General features: G+C 33.9%; 19 protein-coding genes and 1 riboswitch. Of the genes, 3 read left to right on the top strand and 16 right to left on the bottom strand.

The annotated features are described in order from the left end of the window. Positions 1–58: 58 nt before the first annotated feature. Positions 59–208, bottom strand: coding sequence for a hypothetical protein (locus VPAR_RS09640; RefSeq protein ID WP_012864375.1), 150 nt, complete (start codon positions 206–208; stop codon positions 59–61). Between the two features lie 219 nt (positions 209–427). Here VPAR_RS09640 and VPAR_RS04755 point away from each other — a divergent pair, with 219 nt between their 5' ends. Beyond that, positions 428–1,729 (top strand): WG repeat-containing protein, encoded by a 1,302-nt coding sequence (locus VPAR_RS04755; RefSeq protein ID WP_012864374.1) that lies wholly within the window; start codon positions 428–430, stop codon positions 1,727–1,729. Between the two features lie 174 nt (positions 1,730–1,903). Here VPAR_RS04755 and VPAR_RS04750 read toward each other — a convergent pair whose 3' ends face one another. Beyond that, the gene (locus VPAR_RS04750; protein ID WP_004695848.1) at positions 1,904–2,521 is read right to left on the bottom strand and encodes a phosphatase PAP2 family protein; all 618 of its coding nucleotides are present in this window, start codon (positions 2,519–2,521) and stop codon (positions 1,904–1,906) included. A 193-nt stretch (positions 2,522–2,714) separates the two neighbouring features. Then, positions 2,715–4,061: a VanW family protein gene (locus VPAR_RS04745; protein ID WP_012864373.1), complete on the bottom strand. Its 1,347-nt coding sequence runs from the start codon at positions 4,059–4,061 to the stop codon at positions 2,715–2,717. Positions 4,062–4,167: 106 nt separating this feature from the next. On the opposite strand from VPAR_RS04745, the gene VPAR_RS04740 reads away from it, so the two are divergent. Continuing rightward, on the top strand, positions 4,168–5,178 hold the full coding sequence (locus VPAR_RS04740) for a site-specific integrase (protein WP_008600957.1): 1,011 nt from the start codon (positions 4,168–4,170) through the stop codon (positions 5,176–5,178). 123 nt (positions 5,179–5,301) lie between these two features. Here VPAR_RS04740 and VPAR_RS04735 read toward each other — a convergent pair whose 3' ends face one another. Next, complete coding sequence (locus VPAR_RS04735; RefSeq protein WP_012864372.1) at positions 5,302–5,610, bottom strand: LysM peptidoglycan-binding domain-containing protein; 309 nt, start codon at positions 5,608–5,610, stop codon at positions 5,302–5,304. Between the two features lie 250 nt (positions 5,611–5,860). Here VPAR_RS04735 and lexA point away from each other — a divergent pair, with 250 nt between their 5' ends. Next, positions 5,861–6,532, top strand: coding sequence for a transcriptional repressor LexA (lexA, locus tag VPAR_RS04730; RefSeq protein WP_012864371.1), 672 nt, complete (start codon positions 5,861–5,863; stop codon positions 6,530–6,532). Between the two features lie 57 nt (positions 6,533–6,589). Here the strand turns inward: lexA and VPAR_RS04725 are convergent, their stop codons facing one another. From VPAR_RS04725 to VPAR_RS04670, 12 genes are all read right to left on the bottom strand, one after another. Next, positions 6,590–7,525 (bottom strand): bile acid:sodium symporter family protein, encoded by a 936-nt coding sequence (locus VPAR_RS04725; RefSeq protein ID WP_012864370.1) that lies wholly within the window; start codon positions 7,523–7,525, stop codon positions 6,590–6,592. Between the two features lie 11 nt (positions 7,526–7,536). Then, positions 7,537–8,379 carry a pantoate--beta-alanine ligase gene (gene panC / locus VPAR_RS04720; protein ID WP_012864369.1) on the bottom strand — a complete coding sequence of 281 codons (843 nt, stop codon included), beginning with the start codon at positions 8,377–8,379 and terminating at the stop codon, positions 7,537–7,539. A 72-nt stretch (positions 8,380–8,451) separates the two neighbouring features. Then, a complete protein-coding gene (gene panD, locus VPAR_RS04715; RefSeq protein WP_004695834.1) occupies positions 8,452–8,844 on the bottom strand; it encodes an aspartate 1-decarboxylase in 393 nt (130 codons plus the stop codon). A gap of 272 nt (positions 8,845–9,116) precedes the next feature. Further along, positions 9,117–10,004, bottom strand: coding sequence for a 4-hydroxy-tetrahydrodipicolinate synthase (dapA, locus tag VPAR_RS04710; protein WP_012864368.1), 888 nt, complete (start codon positions 10,002–10,004; stop codon positions 9,117–9,119). A gap of 21 nt (positions 10,005–10,025) precedes the next feature. Beyond that, positions 10,026–11,057 (bottom strand): aspartate-semialdehyde dehydrogenase, encoded by a 1,032-nt coding sequence (locus VPAR_RS04705; RefSeq protein ID WP_012864367.1) that lies wholly within the window; start codon positions 11,055–11,057, stop codon positions 10,026–10,028. Positions 11,058–11,080: 23 nt separating this feature from the next. Next, positions 11,081–11,878, bottom strand: coding sequence for a 4-hydroxy-tetrahydrodipicolinate reductase (dapB, locus tag VPAR_RS04700; RefSeq protein ID WP_012864366.1), 798 nt, complete (start codon positions 11,876–11,878; stop codon positions 11,081–11,083). 76 nt (positions 11,879–11,954) lie between these two features. Then, positions 11,955–12,127: riboswitch (Lysine riboswitch) on the bottom strand. A gap of 41 nt (positions 12,128–12,168) precedes the next feature. After that, complete coding sequence (gene recN, locus VPAR_RS04695; protein WP_012864365.1) at positions 12,169–13,833, bottom strand: DNA repair protein RecN; 1,665 nt, start codon at positions 13,831–13,833, stop codon at positions 12,169–12,171. Between the two features lie 4 nt (positions 13,834–13,837). Further along, positions 13,838–14,293: an arginine repressor gene (argR, locus tag VPAR_RS04690; RefSeq protein ID WP_004695825.1), complete on the bottom strand. Its 456-nt coding sequence runs from the start codon at positions 14,291–14,293 to the stop codon at positions 13,838–13,840. Positions 14,294–14,613: 320 nt separating this feature from the next. Next, positions 14,614–15,189, bottom strand: coding sequence for a tRNA 5-(aminomethyl)-2-thiouridylate-methyltransferase MnmM (gene mnmM, locus VPAR_RS04685; protein WP_012864364.1), 576 nt, complete (start codon positions 15,187–15,189; stop codon positions 14,614–14,616). A gap of 24 nt (positions 15,190–15,213) precedes the next feature. After that, the gene (locus tag VPAR_RS04680) at positions 15,214–16,098 is read right to left on the bottom strand and encodes an NAD(+)/NADH kinase (protein WP_012864363.1); all 885 of its coding nucleotides are present in this window, start codon (positions 16,096–16,098) and stop codon (positions 15,214–15,216) included. A 9-nt stretch (positions 16,099–16,107) separates the two neighbouring features. Continuing rightward, a complete protein-coding gene (locus VPAR_RS04675; RefSeq protein WP_012864362.1) occupies positions 16,108–16,911 on the bottom strand; it encodes a TlyA family RNA methyltransferase in 804 nt (267 codons plus the stop codon). Next, positions 16,908–17,387, bottom strand: coding sequence for a divergent PAP2 family protein (locus VPAR_RS04670; RefSeq protein ID WP_004695814.1), 480 nt, complete (start codon positions 17,385–17,387; stop codon positions 16,908–16,910). The genes VPAR_RS04675 and VPAR_RS04670 overlap by 4 nt, the downstream gene beginning before the upstream one ends. Positions 17,388–17,394: the final 7 nt, after the last annotated feature.

The raw sequence follows: 17,394 nt of genomic DNA, 5'->3' as shown, positions 1-17,394 counted from the left end.
AATAAGGCGCTTAGTATAACTAAGCGCCTTTTAATATGATCGTATTATATTTTAAGATTTAAATACCAAAAGTCCAGTTTACTAATACGCGAATGATACTTAAACTAAGAATAATTTCAGCAAGAAATCTTAAAGAACTCTCCATGCCATTACCTAAATGTTTTAAACCGCCAATTTTGGCTTTACTTACAATATCACACCAGCACATATAATTCCTCCATAATAGTATGAGTAAATTAGATAATTTATATTACTATTTTACAATCTAATTCTAAAGATTTCAATATACAGTATTGGTTTAATAGTAAGTTTTTATTAGACAGTTATAATATGTAAGCGTATATAAAGGAATCGTTTAATTAAAAGAGTTAAATATGGTATTATAAAATTAATTATTATTGTGTTGTATAATATTATGGAGAGATATATGAGAAAATTTATATTAGGATTAGCTATAGCATTGGCTGCATGTAATATAACATCTGCAAAAGAATATATTACATTAGAATCCCCAACTGGTAATACTATCGTCGATGAAAAAGGGACTTGGATACTTGGTCCTTATGATAATTTACATGTAGAATATATAGACGAATATAATAATAAATACGTATATGGATCATTTTATGAAAATGGACAAAAGCGGTATGTAAACTTAGTTGAATTAGCCTATTTACCAGCAGGCTATGAATATCAATTTGATTATGATTTGGCTAAGGCATTGACTAATGGAGGGTTTAAACTAGTTAATTCCAATGGTACCTATGCTATTAATGATGTAGTAAATCAATATAGTACGATAAATGAAAATTTAATATTGGGAAAGAAAGGTGACTATTGGTATCTATATAATAAAACTAATGGTGTTCAAATTATGGGAAATCCTATAAAGGATGGTTGGGATAATATTGAATTTTACTGGTCAAAAAATGACAAGAAAAATTTATTTGAAATATATACTGCGGATGATTATATTAAATTTGTTACTGAAGAGGGCATTTTACTGACTGAAAATGAAGCACTAAATCTTATTCATACACATGACTATGAAAAGTCAACAACAGGGGCTGGACAAGGGACGAATGGATATTCAGATGAAAGTCTATATAGTAGAAAACCATCAGATACTTATCAATTATTTACTCAAATAGATAAAAAAGGAAATACTTTGTATGGATTGAGAACGAGTGAGAATGAAATAGTAATTCCTGCGAAATATAAATCTATACAACATCTAGGTAAAGAATTTTCTTATTTTATTGTATCTAATGAAAAAAATAAGTATGGTATTATTGATTCCTTAAATCAAACTGTAGTTGCAATGAACTATGATTCTTATGAAAGATTAAGTGATCGTAGTTTTGTATTAAAGGATTCGATTGGAAGCCATATATTTAATGCTGAGACGGGTGTTTTATTTGATGTGGTGTATGATAGTATAGATACATCTAAGCCTAATTATGTATTAAATAAAGTTACGACAGCAACTTATGATAAGACAAAATATGTGATTGCCACAAATTCAGTTTATAAACTATTCGAATTACCACATTTTGATGACGATATAACCTCATTTTATAAAGACTTATTTGTTTATAAGTCTGATAGTAAATATGGTCTAATGGATTATAAAGGCCATATAGTCGTTGAACCTAAATTTGATAAGATCACCATAGATGAACCATTATTAGCTGCATATATTAAAAAAATAGAATCCGTTGATAAATAATGAGTATGTATCTGGTTATTTTTAGAAGTAACTTACATAAACTAGCTTATAGGAATATAGGCTAGTTTTCTTTTGTCATTAAATTACTTCCGATAACGATATATTATCGGAAGTAATTTAATGTCAAAAATTGGGCCTAAATGGCCCAATCCCTTGTGTTATATAGTTTTTTGCTTATTTACGTTTAAATGTGTATGGTTCGTATTCTACATCATTATGGCGGTTAGTCCACCAGTTCCAGCCAATTCTTGCTAATTTCCAGGCAATAAATCCTACGATGATCCCTAATACTAGACCTGTTAATACATCTGTTGGATAATGCGCAAATAAGTAAACTCTAGAGAATGCTACTACTATTGAACCTAACAATGCTAAAATCCCTAAATATCGCTTCTGAGGCGCTATTTGAGTTAAGCCTAGGTAAATCGTCATAGATGATGCAAATGAACCAAAACTGTGGCCTGATGGGAATGAATAGCTTGTAGCTTTTGGTAGTGCAGATTCCAACGGCACCGTTACATTTGGAAAATCAACAAATGGTCTTAATCTCGCTACATTTGGTTTTAAACCTTGGTCGCCAATTATAAATACAAATCCTAAGGCAATAATAATTGCCACGCCTAAAACGCGGTATTTTTTTTGTAGCATTAATAATAATGCTATAATAATCCATAATGCGCCATTACTTGTAATTTTTGAAATAAATGCCATAATTGGTGTTAAAAAACTATATACAAAATGTTCATGTACATAGAAAATTAAAGAGTGATCAAATTGTAAAATTGTGTCCATAAGTTCCTCTTCCAGTCAACTTTTTTCTAAATGATAATTATTGAGAATGTCTTATTATGCTTTTTATTTTAATAATTAATCTATACTAATTTATTTACGTATATAATGATTTCTCATTTACAGCCCAAATAATAGCCTAAACTATTTATATACAATGGTCAATAGTTTAGGCTATATTTCATAAAAGCTATAGTTATGATTTCTTTTTATCTGTTTTCTTAGGTGGCACTTCAGGTGTTGCAGGCATTGTAATAATCGTATCTACAGGGTCATATACAGACTCAAAGGAATCAGTTTGAGTAACCCAGTTACCATATGTAATGGTTCTATACGTATTCATTTTTAAGCCTACATGGCCCTCTTGTACCTCTTTTTCTTTTAAAGATGGATCTACCTTAGTTATTGTTTTATTTGGAATCTCACCATAATCGCCTACAGAGATAGATACATTTTTTGGTTTATCTTCAGCTGTACCTATAATGTAAATAGTTAACGTACCATTATTCATAACACTTAAGATATAAATAGAATGTTGGTACGGATTTCTAAACTTAAAGTCTAAATAGCCCCAAGCTACCGTAGCATCTCTACCAGCTTGAATATATCCAACTGGTTCAAAATGAGGTGTACGTTCAACAATATTCATACCAGATAATAAAGCTGTATTAAAAATAGTAGAACTCACTTGGCAAATACCGCCACCAATGCCTGGAACTAATTTGCCATCAATCATAACAGGCGCATCATCATAGCCAGCTTCTGCAGTACGTTCGCCTACTACATCGTTAAAGGAGAATTGTGCACCGGGCTTAATAAGTGTACCATTTATCTTATCAGAAGCTAATTGGATATTATGTGTTCTGCTTTCATTACTTGGATTATACTCCGTTGTGAAAGATGCTAATACAGTATTTAAAGGTTTTAGATCAGTATTAGTAACTTTTACTGTATTCTGCGTAGTAAATACCATAGAAAGTGAATTTATACTATCGCCAGATTGTAAATCATCTTTCAGCTTTTTGAGGGTGGCATCGATATCAATACGTTTGCCTTCTTTTGACGGATGTATTACTACTTGTCCATTTTCAACAGTAAGATAGGCATCATGACCAGGTGTATCTATTGTTTTTGCTAACTCAGTGAGATATGTTTTACCCTTTACTTCGTCTAACTTATATTGTGGTTTAAAATGATGACCATAAAATAAACCATTAAATCTATGTGACAATACTGTCCACATATCATCCTCATAGCCGTATGTGGAAATAGCTTTTACCATAGCCTCTGTATCGAATTGAATACCTAAATCATGATATGTGACTTGTTGTTTTTTATTATTTCCCATATCGATAGATATAGTCTGAGGTATCTTATCATTCACCTCTTGTAAACGTGCTTGTAATTCGTTCTTTGGTGTATTTGATAGATCTGTATCATTATAATATACACCATAAGAAATATTTTCTGTTGGAATGTATGAGCAACCACTTGTACCCAAAAGAACAAGTACTGTTCCTACTAATATGTATTTCTTCGTCATGTATTCGTAAACGCTCCCGAATAAGTTATTATATTCTCTAATTATAGCATATAAAGATCTAATCTATGGTACAATTATATTGATATTTTATGGGTAAGGGTGAATTATGTCAGAGTCTAAGAAACAACAAAAGCATTTTTATTTGCGCAATAATGATGCGCTTATGAATAGTACAAAGTTGTCTATGAAAGCAAAACAAAGCATATTGTTATCTAAGGCTGAGAATACTGTTGATGCTTACGAATCGGATTGGGACGATTTCGTAGATTGGTGTACTTATCAAAAGGTATCTTATTTTCCAGCTACACCAGAAACAATAGTAAATTATATTAACGATCTAGCAGATTATGCAAAGGCAAATACAATTTCACGTCGTATTAGTGCAATATCTGAAAATTTTAATGCTTCTGGCCAAAGAGATAATCCATGTATGGCTCCTATCGTTAAACAGGCCTTACGTGGTATTAGACGATTAAAAGGTACATTCCAACAAGGAAAAACCCCAGTTTTGTTAGAAGATATTGAAGATATTATAGACTGTATGACTAAGCTAGATGTGCCGGAACTTCAATTATTGCGCGATAAAGCTATTCTTTTGATTGGCTTTATGGGTGCTTTCCGGCGCAGTGAGATTGCAGCTATTACAGTAGAAAATCTTCAATTTTCACCACAAGGTGTTGAAATCTTTGTAGCATCCTCTAAGGCCGATCAAGAAGGTCAAGGTGCAGTGGTAGCTATCCCACATTTATCTGGTTCTCCGTTAGATGCAGTACGAGCCTTACAACAATGGTTACGTGCTTCTGGTATTACTGAGGGACCTGTATTTAGAGGGTTTACAAAAAATATGTCTTTACGTAAAACAGCTATATCCGATAAGATGATTGCAGAAATCGTAAAGAAATATATTTCTCTTATTGGTCTAGATCCGACCATGTATGGCGCTCATAGTTTACGTCATGGCTTCGCAACGACTGCAGCAGCTTATGGTGTTGAGGAACGTAATATTATGCGACAAACTCGCCATCATAGTGTTAATATGGTTCGTCGTTATATTAATGAAGCAAATAAGTTTGTAGATAATCCTATCTCTACAATTTTTGAAAAGCGATTTAGATAACAATCATAAATCAGTTGATTTAGACAATAACTATAAATCGTTTAATAACATACATTAGATAACAAAAAGCAGCTATCTCTGTTAGAGTAGCTACTTTTTTGCGTGGGATTAACCCATATATATTTAGTTTTGAGCCACATAGTCCAAAGCTCTAACTGGACTATCAATTTTTTTAGCTGGCACTTTTAATACTGTACCAGGTACAAGCGCTCCGGAATCGCTAATATTGTTAAGTTCCTTCATGGCATATACCATTTCACGAACATCCATATCTTTATGAGCTGTACGTGCTGCAATGTCCCACATTGTATCGCCTACTTGAACCTTTACCTCACGTACATTATATGTATTTACCTCTGTTGCAGGATTTGACATATTATAACCAAATAATACTGTTAAGCACATTCCTACCATCATCAATATATTTTTCATCTCATACCTCACATTTACATCGAACATAATATCTGAGAACATTTGTTTGTTTACATGCTTATAATAGCACACGAACGAATGTTCGGTCAAGTGTTTTAGAACAAATGTTTGCAAAAACTTTTAAAATTGCCTATAATAGGTATATAAGTTAAGTAAATATCTTATATTTTTATTATATAGTACATTATGTGGTAATTTTTACGCATATATTGACATTAATCTGACATTAGATTGACTTTGGAGGTTTATCGTGAGACGCCCTGCTACAGATATTAATACAAAACAGCGCCGTATATTAGACTTTATAAAAGATTCATTACATAATGAATATCGTTGTCCTACAGTTCGTGAAATCTGTACACATGTAGGGCTAAGTTCCACTTCTACTGTTCAATCTCATTTGAATGCGCTAGAAAAATTTGGCTATATTAAACGTGATCCAAATAAAAATCGTGCTATTACCGTTTTAGAAGATACTAAACCTTCTATCTCAGTAACTGGTAATGAAACGTCTAGCTCTGATAACTTTGAGTTTTTAGGCGCAGGTCTTAAACAAGTACCTCTTATCGGTACTGTACAAGCAGGTATGCCTATTACTGCTGTGGAAAACTTAGAGTCCACGCTTACATTGCCAGTTCAATTGACTGGTGATTCCGATTGTTTCTTACTTCGTGTTCAAGGCGAATCTATGATGAATATCGGTATGTATGAAGGTGATATGCTCATCGTACGCCATCAAAATACAGCTAATAATGGCGACGTAGTTGTAGCACGTATCGATGATGAAGCTACAGTAAAACGTTTTTACAAAGAAAATGGTCACATTCGTTTGCAGCCTGAAAATGATGATTTTGATCCAATTATTGTAGATGATTGTCATATTGAGGGCCTCGTAATCGGTCTAGTACGAGATAGAATATAAACAAAAGAACGGCAACATATTGTTGCCGTTTTTTTGTTACATGTATAAAGTTTATTTTTAATGTAAACTATTTTCTCTCCGTAGAGTAGCAAAAATAGCACCTGATATATTATGCCATACACTAAAAATCGCCCCTACTAACGTTGCTAATGGATTTAATGCAAAATTTGTTGCTGCCAATGTTACGGCTAAACCACTATTCTGCATTCCTACCTCTATTGCTAGCGCTGTAGTTTTATCATATCTTAATTTAAGCAGTGCTCCTACACCTAAGCCTAGTAGTAGACCTAGTATATTATGTATACCAACAACAATAAGTGTTTCAAGTCCAGAAACCAATAGTTTATCCTTGTTGATAGCAATAATGGCTGCTATTAATAGTATAATAGCTATCATTGAGAAGATAGGACTAATACTAGTTAAAGTATTAATATGTGATTTACATACATATTGGATTACTGCACCCAATAAGATTGGCACAATAATAACTTTTACCATAGTAATCATCATAGGTAGTACTTGAACATCTACCCATGCGCCACCGATGTATAGGATTAATAATGGTGTAACTATGGGAGCTATTAATGTTGAAGTAATTGTCATTCCTACAGATAAAGGGACATCACCATTGGCAATATAGGTTATAACATTACTGGCTGTTCCACCAGGACAACAACCTACTAATATAACACCAATAACAATATCCGGTGATAAGGTAAATATATGGCAAATTCCCCAAGCTAATAGAGGCATTATTGTATATTGTGCAAGTACACCAATACAAATATCTTTTGGATGTCTAAGGATACTACATAAGCTTTCAAACTTAATAGTAAGCCCCATGCCAAACATGGCTATACCAAGTAAGAATGGTGTATAAGCGATTGCCCAAGTAAAGTATTCTGGTACTATATAGGCAATACATGAAAAGCCTAGGATTATAAAAATTAAGTATTTGGAAAGGACGTTGTTGAGTGTAAGTAAATGATTCATAACTTCTCTCCTTATTTTGGATCGTATGAGAAGTTATCGATAAGTCGTGTAGAACCAATATATATAGCCATAGCCACTAATACTGGGGCAGTAACCTCTTGTACAGGTTGCATAGTCTTAGCATCAACAACTGAAATATAATCTATTTTAGCAAGTGGTTCGGTTTGTATTATTTCTGTCATAGTATCAATAATATATTTAGCAGGACAACCATATTGTATAGTTTGTTTTCCTAATTGAATAGCTTTATACAATATGGTAGCGGCTTTCCGTTCTTTACTAGATAAATATGTATTACGAGAAGATTTTGCTAAACCATCTTCTTCACGAACAATGGGAACGCCAATAATATTGACAGGAAAATTTAAATCAAAGACCATTTTACGTATAATAGCTAATTGCTGTGCGTCTTTTTCACCAAAATACGCATTTGTTGGTTGAATAATATTAAAGAATTTTGCCACCACAGTGCAAACGCCTTTAAAGTGAATTGGTCTGCGAATACCACACAATGTATCAGATAAATCCGCAATGTTTACAAATGCCTTTTTATCTTGGTACATTTCCTCCGGATTTGGAGCAAAAATAAGATCGACACCATGTGATTCACATAACTTTTTATCGCTATTAATATCACGAGGGTAAGTACTTAAGTCTTCATTTTCTCCAAATTGAATAGGATTTACAAATATAGAGACAATGACCTTATCGTTATTTTTTCTAGCTTGATCTATTAATGCAGCATGTCCTTCATGTAAGAATCCCATGGTTGGTACAAAACCAATTGTGTAACCTTCTTTTCTCCAGCTATTTACTGTATTCCGTACATTTTCGATAGTTGTTATAAATTCCATTATATTCCTCCGTTATATTGTAAATACGAAGATAGTCTCCTATACAGTCTACTGTAATTCGATCAATGACAATTATTTTTGATCAACTAATAAACCATGTTTCTCATAGTTTTTTATATGACTTATCTTGTTATTGTTATCTACAAATACAACGAGAGGATTATGGCTCTCAACTTCGCTTTCATCAAGCTGTGCATAACACATGATAATTATCTTATCATGTACTTGCACATGTCGTGCAGCAGCACCATTTAAACATATAACACCACTACCTGCTTCTCCGGCAATAGTATATGTACTAAAACGTGCTCCATTATTGATATTTACAATTTGAACTTGTTCATATTCTCGTATTCCGGATGCATTCAATAAATCTGTATCAATTGTAATGCTCCCTACATAATCAAGCTCTGCTTGTGTCACAGTAGCTCTGTGAATTTTACCTTTTAACATTGTTAGTATCATGCTAAACTCCTTGTGTTTTAAATGTACCCGCCATATTGGTCGGTTCGAACTTTCACAATTTGTCTGTTTATCATGAATTAACAGTAGACTAGAGTATAGTTAAAAATACTATCTCCAGAGAAATTATACCATAATTATAAATTTTTACATTAAAATACAATTAATATAATACAAATAATGTCACTCTAATCAAAAATAACAGTAAGATTGTATTATAAAATAAAAACCAGTAGCTACAATGTAGTTACTGGTTTTTATTTTATACTGATATTTTATTTTAGATATTCTGCTAATGCTTTATCAATATATGCTGCTTCATCAGCCGTCGGTTCACACATTGGTAAATTAAATTTTCCCACAGGTAAGCCAATTTTACGGGCTGCATATTTGACAGGAATCGGATTTGTGGTGATGAACATTGCTTTTATGATTTCTGATAAGGCTTGATGAATACGAATCGCTTCGTGGTTATGACCAGATTCATAAGCTTGAATCATAGCATTCATATCTTTGCCTGCTACATGAGATACTACGGATACTACCCCACATCCTCCAATAGAAAGCATCGGTAATGTAAGACCATCATCCCCACTATATACCATGAAATCATCTCCAGGCATTAAGCGCTTAATTTCAGAAGCAATCATCAAATTACCACTTGCCTCTTTAATAGCACAAATATGTGGATATTCGTTATGTAGTTGAACTAAGGTAGTTGGGAAAATACCTGTCCCCACACGACTTGGAACATTATACACCATGATTGGCAATGTAGTAGCTTCTGCAATAGTTTTAAAATGCAAATATTGACCTTGCTGGTTAGGTTTATTGTAATAAGGTACTACAACTAGCAAACCATCGATACCATCGATTTTAGAGACTTCCTTTACAAAGTCTGCAGAAGCTTTTGTATCGTTACTGCCTACATTGGCAATAATCGAACCTTTATGTCCACATTCTTTTGCAATCGCATTAAATAGAGCTAATTTTTCGTCTCTAGACATAGTTGGGTTTTCACCCGTTGTACCACAAACTACAAGACCATCAGAGCCATTATCTAACAGATAATTGGCGATATCTATACAATTTTCAATATTTACAGATCCATCACTATTAAAGGATGTCACCATAGCTGTTAACACTCGACCAAAGGTTTTCATATATATCCTCCCCTTGATAGATTAAAATGCTTGTTTTTCCACCAAGTACTCAGCAATTTGCAACGCATTAAGAGCTGCACCTTTACGAATTTGGTCCCCTACAATCCAGAAGTTCATACCGTTGTCATTGTATAAGTCTTTACGAATACGACCTATTTCACAGTCGTTTTGATTAGATGTATACAATGGCATAGGGTAAATTTGTTCAGCAGGATTATCTTTAACTTGTAAACCAGGGAATTTTTCACATGCCGCCTTGAAAGCCTCTACAGATACAGGTTCTGCTGTTTCTACCAAGACAGATTCAGAATGAGAGCGATATACAGGAACACGAACTGTAGTTGGAACTACTTGAATAGTTTCGTCATGAAGAATTTTTTGCGTTTCGTAAACCATCTTCATTTCTTCTTTAGTATAATCATTTTCTAAGAACACATCAATTTGTGGCAATAAGTTGAATGCTACAGGATAGTGTTTAGGAGCAGAGCCAGTTGGCAACAGATTTGCTGTCATTTCTTCGCCTGCAGTATATTGTTTTACTTGATTTTCAAGTTCTTCAATACCTTCTTTACCTGCCCCAGATACAGCTTGGTATGTGCTTACAATTACACGTCTAATAGGAGAAATATCATGAAGCGGTTTTAAACCTAAGCTCATAATGATTGTAGAGCAATTAGGATTTGCGATGATACCTTTATGTTTCAAAATATCTTCTGGGTTAACTTCTGGTACTACGAGCGGAACTTCAGGATCCATACGGAATGCACTAGAGTTATCGATTACAATAGCACCGCGTTTAGCGGCTTCAGGCGCTAATGTTTTAGATATAGAGCCACCTGCAAATAATGCAATATCAATATTATCAAAAGATTCAGGTTTTGCTTCTTCTACAATATATGTTTTACCATTCACAGTAAGTTCTGTACCTGCAGAACGAGCGGAAGCTAATAGTTTTAAGTTTTCATAAGGAAAGTTACGTTCTTCAATAAGTGTAATAAATTCAGCACCTACTGCACCAGTAGCACCTAGAATAGCAACATTAGGTTTTTTCATTGATACATCTCCTTGCACAAATATTATAAATAATGTTCTAAACCGTATGTTAAGCCAGTTTTAGAACTAATTTTTTTACATGCTAATACTACGCCTGGCATAAAAGATAAACGGCTTAAGCTATCATGACGTATGGTTAATGTTTCATTATAACCACCAAATAATACTTCTTGATGAGCCACATAACCTGGAAGGCGTACACTATGAATTGTTACATCGTCAACCTTAGCACCACGAGCACCTGGTAAGCTTTCACGAGTCAAATCCTCATCAGCAGTTACCTTAGCAGCTTGTTTAGCATCGTTAATCAATTTAGCTGTTAAAATAGCTGTGCCAGAAGGCGCATCGTATTTGTGATTATGATGTAATTCTATAATTTCTACATTAGGGAAATATGGAGCGAGCTCTGCAGACACTTTCATCATCATTACCGCCCCAAGAGAAAAGTTTGGCGCCACTAAACAATTTGCTTGATTGGAACGACCTATTGTATCAAGTTCATCGCGTTGTTCTGCGGTCAATCCTGTAGTACCGATGACAACATGGATCCCAGCAGATAACATTTTTTTCGCGTTTTCATAAATAACAGCAGGATTAGTAAAATCTACAATAACATCAGGTTTATTTGTATCTAACACCTCATCGATGGAGGCATTCATCTTGATACCTAATTGTTTGATTCCTGCTACAGAGCCTACATCTTCCCCTGCCTTAGTTGGATCAATACCACCAACTAATGTTAATTCAGGATCATTATGTACTGCTTTAACTACTTCACGACCCATTTTGCCGCCAGCGCCATTTACCATTACTCGAATCATATATACCTCCAAAAAAGCCAGTGGATGCATCCACTGGCCTTATAGATTATATAGCTATATATACTCTTACGAAAAGCTCAATGATAGCACTCCACCAATACAAGATTGATGACAGTTGTCTATCTATTAAATAGACAACCAGAACGATGAGTCGCAATCATCGAACTTCGGCAAGCATCCCTTTTATCATGGATCAATGCATGCCTACTCCTCATGATTACTCTTAATACTCGCACCTCTATCAATATATTCATTTAACACTATTAGTATAAGTAATTATGCGATTTTAGTCAATTAAAATGGTCAATAAGTTCTTTCGCCGCCGCAAGTGCTGTAGCAGACATTCCCTTACCAGACATCATAGACGCGATTTGTGTTACTCGTTCTTCCTCATTTAAGACTACTAATGTAGAGATTGTACGATCATCTTCCTCGATTTTAGATAGATGATAGTGTTGTTTCGCAATACTTGCAGTTTGAGGCAGATGGGTAATACAAAATACTTGATTTGTTCTAGATAAATTAAGTATTTTTTCTGCCACCTTAAGTGCTATATCACCGCTGATACCAACGTCAATTTCATCAAATACCATCGTTTTAAAAGCGTCACTGCGGAATACTGATTTAAAGGCTAATGCAATGCGAGCTAACTCACCGCCAGATGCTACTTTATGTAAAGGTAATAACTGTTCCCCTTTATTTGCGGAGAATAACATTTCAATAGACTTTGCACCTAATGAGGATAATTCAGTTCCCTCTTCAATATGAAATTGAATATCCCCTTTGGGCATTCCTAGATCCATTAATTCTTGATGTAAGGCCGTAGCAATCTCTTTTGCATTTTTTTGACGTACCTCGTGTAAAACTGTTAACGCTTCTTCTGCTGCCCTTTTTGCTTCTTCAAGACGTGTTTCTAATTCATCTTGAGCAAATACAAGGCTTTCTAGTTCTTCTAAACGAGATTGCGCCTTTTCTTCGTATGCTAGAATATCTTCTACGGTTTCACCATATTTTTTCTTTAAGCTATAAATTGTGGTATCTCTGTCTTGGCAATACTTATAACGTTCTTCATCGTAGCTGATAGTATCCCTGTAACGATCTAAAGACTGTGCAGCTTCTTCTAGTTGGAAATAAGCAGAGTCCACCATTTCTGAGACTTCTTTTAACTCACTGTCATATTTTATTAGATCATTAACCTCTACCTTAATCGAGTTAATCATATCAAGTAATGGTTGACGTCCATTATAAAAAGCATCATAACAAGAACCTAATACCTTATCGATATGTTCAAAACTGTCTAGACGCTTAAGTTCTTCAGCAATAGTTACATCTTCACCAACACTCAGACCAGCATCTTCAATTTCGTCGATTTGGTATCTAAGCATATCAAGCTCCCGGGCTCGCTCAGACATATTTTCTTGTAAATGATCTACATCTTGTTTTGCTTTCTTATAAATTTTATACGCATCAGTATAAGCTTTATAGGCTTCTTTTCCTTCTTTATTAAAAGTATCTAAATATTCATGATGTGTATCAGTGTCTAGTAAACGTTGGTTGCTATATTGTCCGTGAATATCTGCTAAGTATTGACCAATCTCCTTTAAAGCTTTTAAAGGTATTGGTTGATCATTAGCCAATATACTAGATTTGCCATTACGATTAAAAGATCTAGATAGAATTAACTGGCCTTCTTCTATCATGATATTTTTAGACTCTAATAGGTCTTGAATACTTTGGTGATTAGCAATATCAAATATTCCATCAATAACAAAACTATCTTTACCGTGACGAATAAACTCGCTACTTGCGCGTTCTCCTAATAGGATACTAAAGGCATCCATAAGAATGGATTTCCCTGCCCCAGTTTCGCCGGTAAAGATAGTAATGCCATCATTAAATGAAATATTCATTTGCTCAATCAACGCAAAGTTGCGAATGCTCATTTGCGTTAACATATTATTAGTCCTTCATTAAATCTTGAATTTTCGCTAAAATTGCTGGAACTTCAGCTTCGGATTTTGCAATTAACAAAATAGTATCGTCCCCTGCTAATGTACCAATAATTTCAGTCCATTTTGCATGGTCGATAGAAAATGCTACAGATTGAGCAGAACCAGGGATTGTATGTAATACAACTTGGTTTAAACTGTGATCAACCTTAATCAAAGAATCTTGGAATAGTCGGTTAATACGGCTACGAGATAAAACTACATTTTCCTCTGGAGATAATGCATAACGATAATGTCCATCGCCTGTAGGAATTTTGATTAACATTAATTCCTTAATATCACGAGAAACTGTAGCTTGTGTAACTTCAATACCTTCTTCTAGTAAAGCCGCAGCTAATTCCTCTTGTGTTTCAATCGCCTTGGACTGCACGATCTCTTTAATTTTGTTATAGCGATAGCGTTTCATTTTGAACTCCCTTTTTTAAACCTTGCACATAAAAGAGAATAGTATCTTTCTGATAATATTATACCATATATTCATAATTAATATATGGTATAAATCGCATATATTATACGTCTTATGCATATTATATTAATATTTAAAATATTGTTAATATTCTATATATTGATAACGTACAAATTCATAGCTCATAAGGTTCATCTATTTATAGGGAATTAATAATTTAAAAATAGAAAAATATACATGTATAATTAAAATCCCCTATAAAGGGGAGTTTACTAACTGAGTATGAGTTTTATTCATAATGAATAAAGATATATTTCGTTTTATCGTTTTTGCAATATAAATAACTCAGGTGGATTATGTATTTGGTTCATCGGATGCCAATGGCATACATTATATATTTTCTGGTCTAAATCTGTTAAATACGATTTAAGAGACTGCATTTCTTCAAATCCCTCTGTTGTTCCAGGGTAAGCAACTATTGTAATAACTCCAGACTTGGAAAGTTTTTGTAAACCTTCATTTATGGCATCAATGGTTTGGTGCGGTTTTGTTACAACTTGGTGATCTCCTCCAGGTAAATATCCGAGGTTAAAAATCATTAAATCAATAACTTCATCTTTTAATTGATGAGCTACCGCCAAATCATGAGAGTCATGAATAAACGTTAAACTTACTTCTGGCGCAATATCATTTGATTGTAAAAGCTCCTTGCTAGTTTTAATAGCTTTCATTTGAATATCAATTCCATATAGATGGCATGCTTTTTGTGCCCGTTTAGAAAGGTATAAAAGATCATGGCCATTACCACATGTAGCATCTACTACCACTTTGGCATTTTCCATGCATCGATCCCAGATTAAATGTTGGAATTGAACAGCATTGTTAATGTTAATCACAAAACCACCCCACTTGAGATTTGGTTATAACAATTCATCTCGACGAGATGCTAACTTTTTAAATAGAGTACCAAAGAAACATTGATCCTTGAATCGTACAAATAAACAATATACAGGGTTAGAACTTATATGTAAGGTTTCTTTATTTGTAAAAGTATAGTCAAATGTACCATCAATACAAATATGTAATTGTGGTTCTCTTTCCGGCATTGTAATTTGAATCGTATCATGTTCCTCTAAAACAAGGCTTACACCTTGAATTAAATGTGGTGCTACTGGGGTGACAATAATTGATCGATTATCTGGTTTCATGATTGGACCACCAGCCGATAGATTATAGCCGGTAGAACCTGTAGCAGAGGAAATAATTAAACCATCCGATGGATACATTTGCGTGTGTTGATTATTTATGGACATATTAACTCGAGCCATTTTAGCAGGCTCAGCACGAGTGATAACAATTTCGTTAATAATAGGAACTAGTTCTTCCTCTTTACCCTCATGACGTTCTATATAAGCATATAAATGTCCACGCTTTTCAATATTATAATCACCATTAGCAATACGTTTAATATGACTTTGCATTTGATGAATTTCAATTTGATTTAAAAAACCTAGTTCGCCAAGATTAATACCACAAACAGGTACATTATATGGATAAATTTGTCTTGCAAGATGGATGATGGTACCATCACCACCAAAACTAAAGGCAATATCGATTTGTTTGAAGATTTCTGGGCGACTTAAAATATGAGTTTCAGGAATCTTAAGTACTCGTGCAGGTGCATCTGATTCGAGATCATCTGGCAAAAATACTTCGATACCTTCATCTTTACAAATATGTGCAGCCATTTTTAGAACTGCCATAATATTGCTTTTCCCCATATTGGGGAAGAATCCGATACGCATAGTAATCTCCTATAATGAATGGGCTTCTGCAACCACTGTATCAATCAAAGTATCATCAATGGTTAAGGCCCCTTCTTCGTACTTTTTAAAATAACCTAAAAACTCTATATTACCTTCCATACCTTTAATTGGTGAGAAAGTTAAGCCATGTGTATACAATCCACAATCATACGCAACGTGTAGAATACGATGTAAAACTTCTTTATGGATTTCACTATCTCGCACTATACCGCCCTTACCAACATTTTCTTTACCAGCCTCAAATTGTGGTTTTATTAAGGCCACAAGTGAGCCCGTATCTTTTAATAAATTAGTAGCTACTGGTAAAACTTTGTCTAAAGAAATAAATGCTACATCAATAGAAATAAAATCAACAAGTTCACCTATTTGTTCAACAGTAACTGTACGGATATTTTGTTTTTCCATATTGATTACACGTGAATCTTGGCGTAATTTCCAAGCTAATTGATTATATCCTACATCGATGGCAAAGACCTTAGATGCACCGTTTTGTAATGCGCAATCTGTAAAACCACCTGTACTAGCTCCTATATCAATCATCACAGTCCCATGTAAATCGATAGGGTAAGTTTGAATAGCCTTTTCTAATTTAAGTCCTCCACGACTTACATAAGGTAAAGTATTGCCTTTTACAATAATATTGGCATCCACAGGAATCTTGGTGCCTGCTTTATCTATACGTGTAGTATCCATAAATATAAGGCCCGCCATAATAGCTGCTTTTGCTTTTTCTCTACTTTCAAAAAGGCCTCGATTAACGAGGAGTATATCTAATCGTTCTTTATTGCTCATATTACACCATGATAAATACAATAAAACTGAATAAAGGCCACAAGAATACCGAGAATTAAACCACCAAATACTTCGATAGGTGTATGTCCCAACAACTCTTTTAATGCTTCTTTACGTGTAATGACAACAGGTATATTCTTTTTGGTAAAATAATCTACAATTTGATTAAGTATTTGAGCTTGTCGTCCTGCCTCTAATCGTACACCAGACGCATCATACATAACAACAATTGAAAATACTAAGGATAATATAAATAGATCCGTTACACCATTTTTAAGGTAAATCGCTGTTGTTGTAGCAATTACAAATGATGTATGTGAACTTGGAAAACCACCAGATCCAACAAGGCGCTCTGGTCGGAATTTACCATGTCTTAAGAGTTGCCATACAAATTTGATAGCTTGAGCCGTAAACCAGCCCCAAAATGCAGCTTGTGCGATATAATTATGTGCTATTTGTGGTAATATATCAATCATTGTTTAT

Source organism: Veillonella parvula DSM 2008 (assembly GCF_000024945.1).
Classification (GTDB): Bacteria; Bacillota; Negativicutes; order Veillonellales; family Veillonellaceae; genus Veillonella; species Veillonella parvula.
Note: the sequence above shows the minus strand (reverse complement) of the source record. Positions and strands in the feature narration are given on the sequence as shown.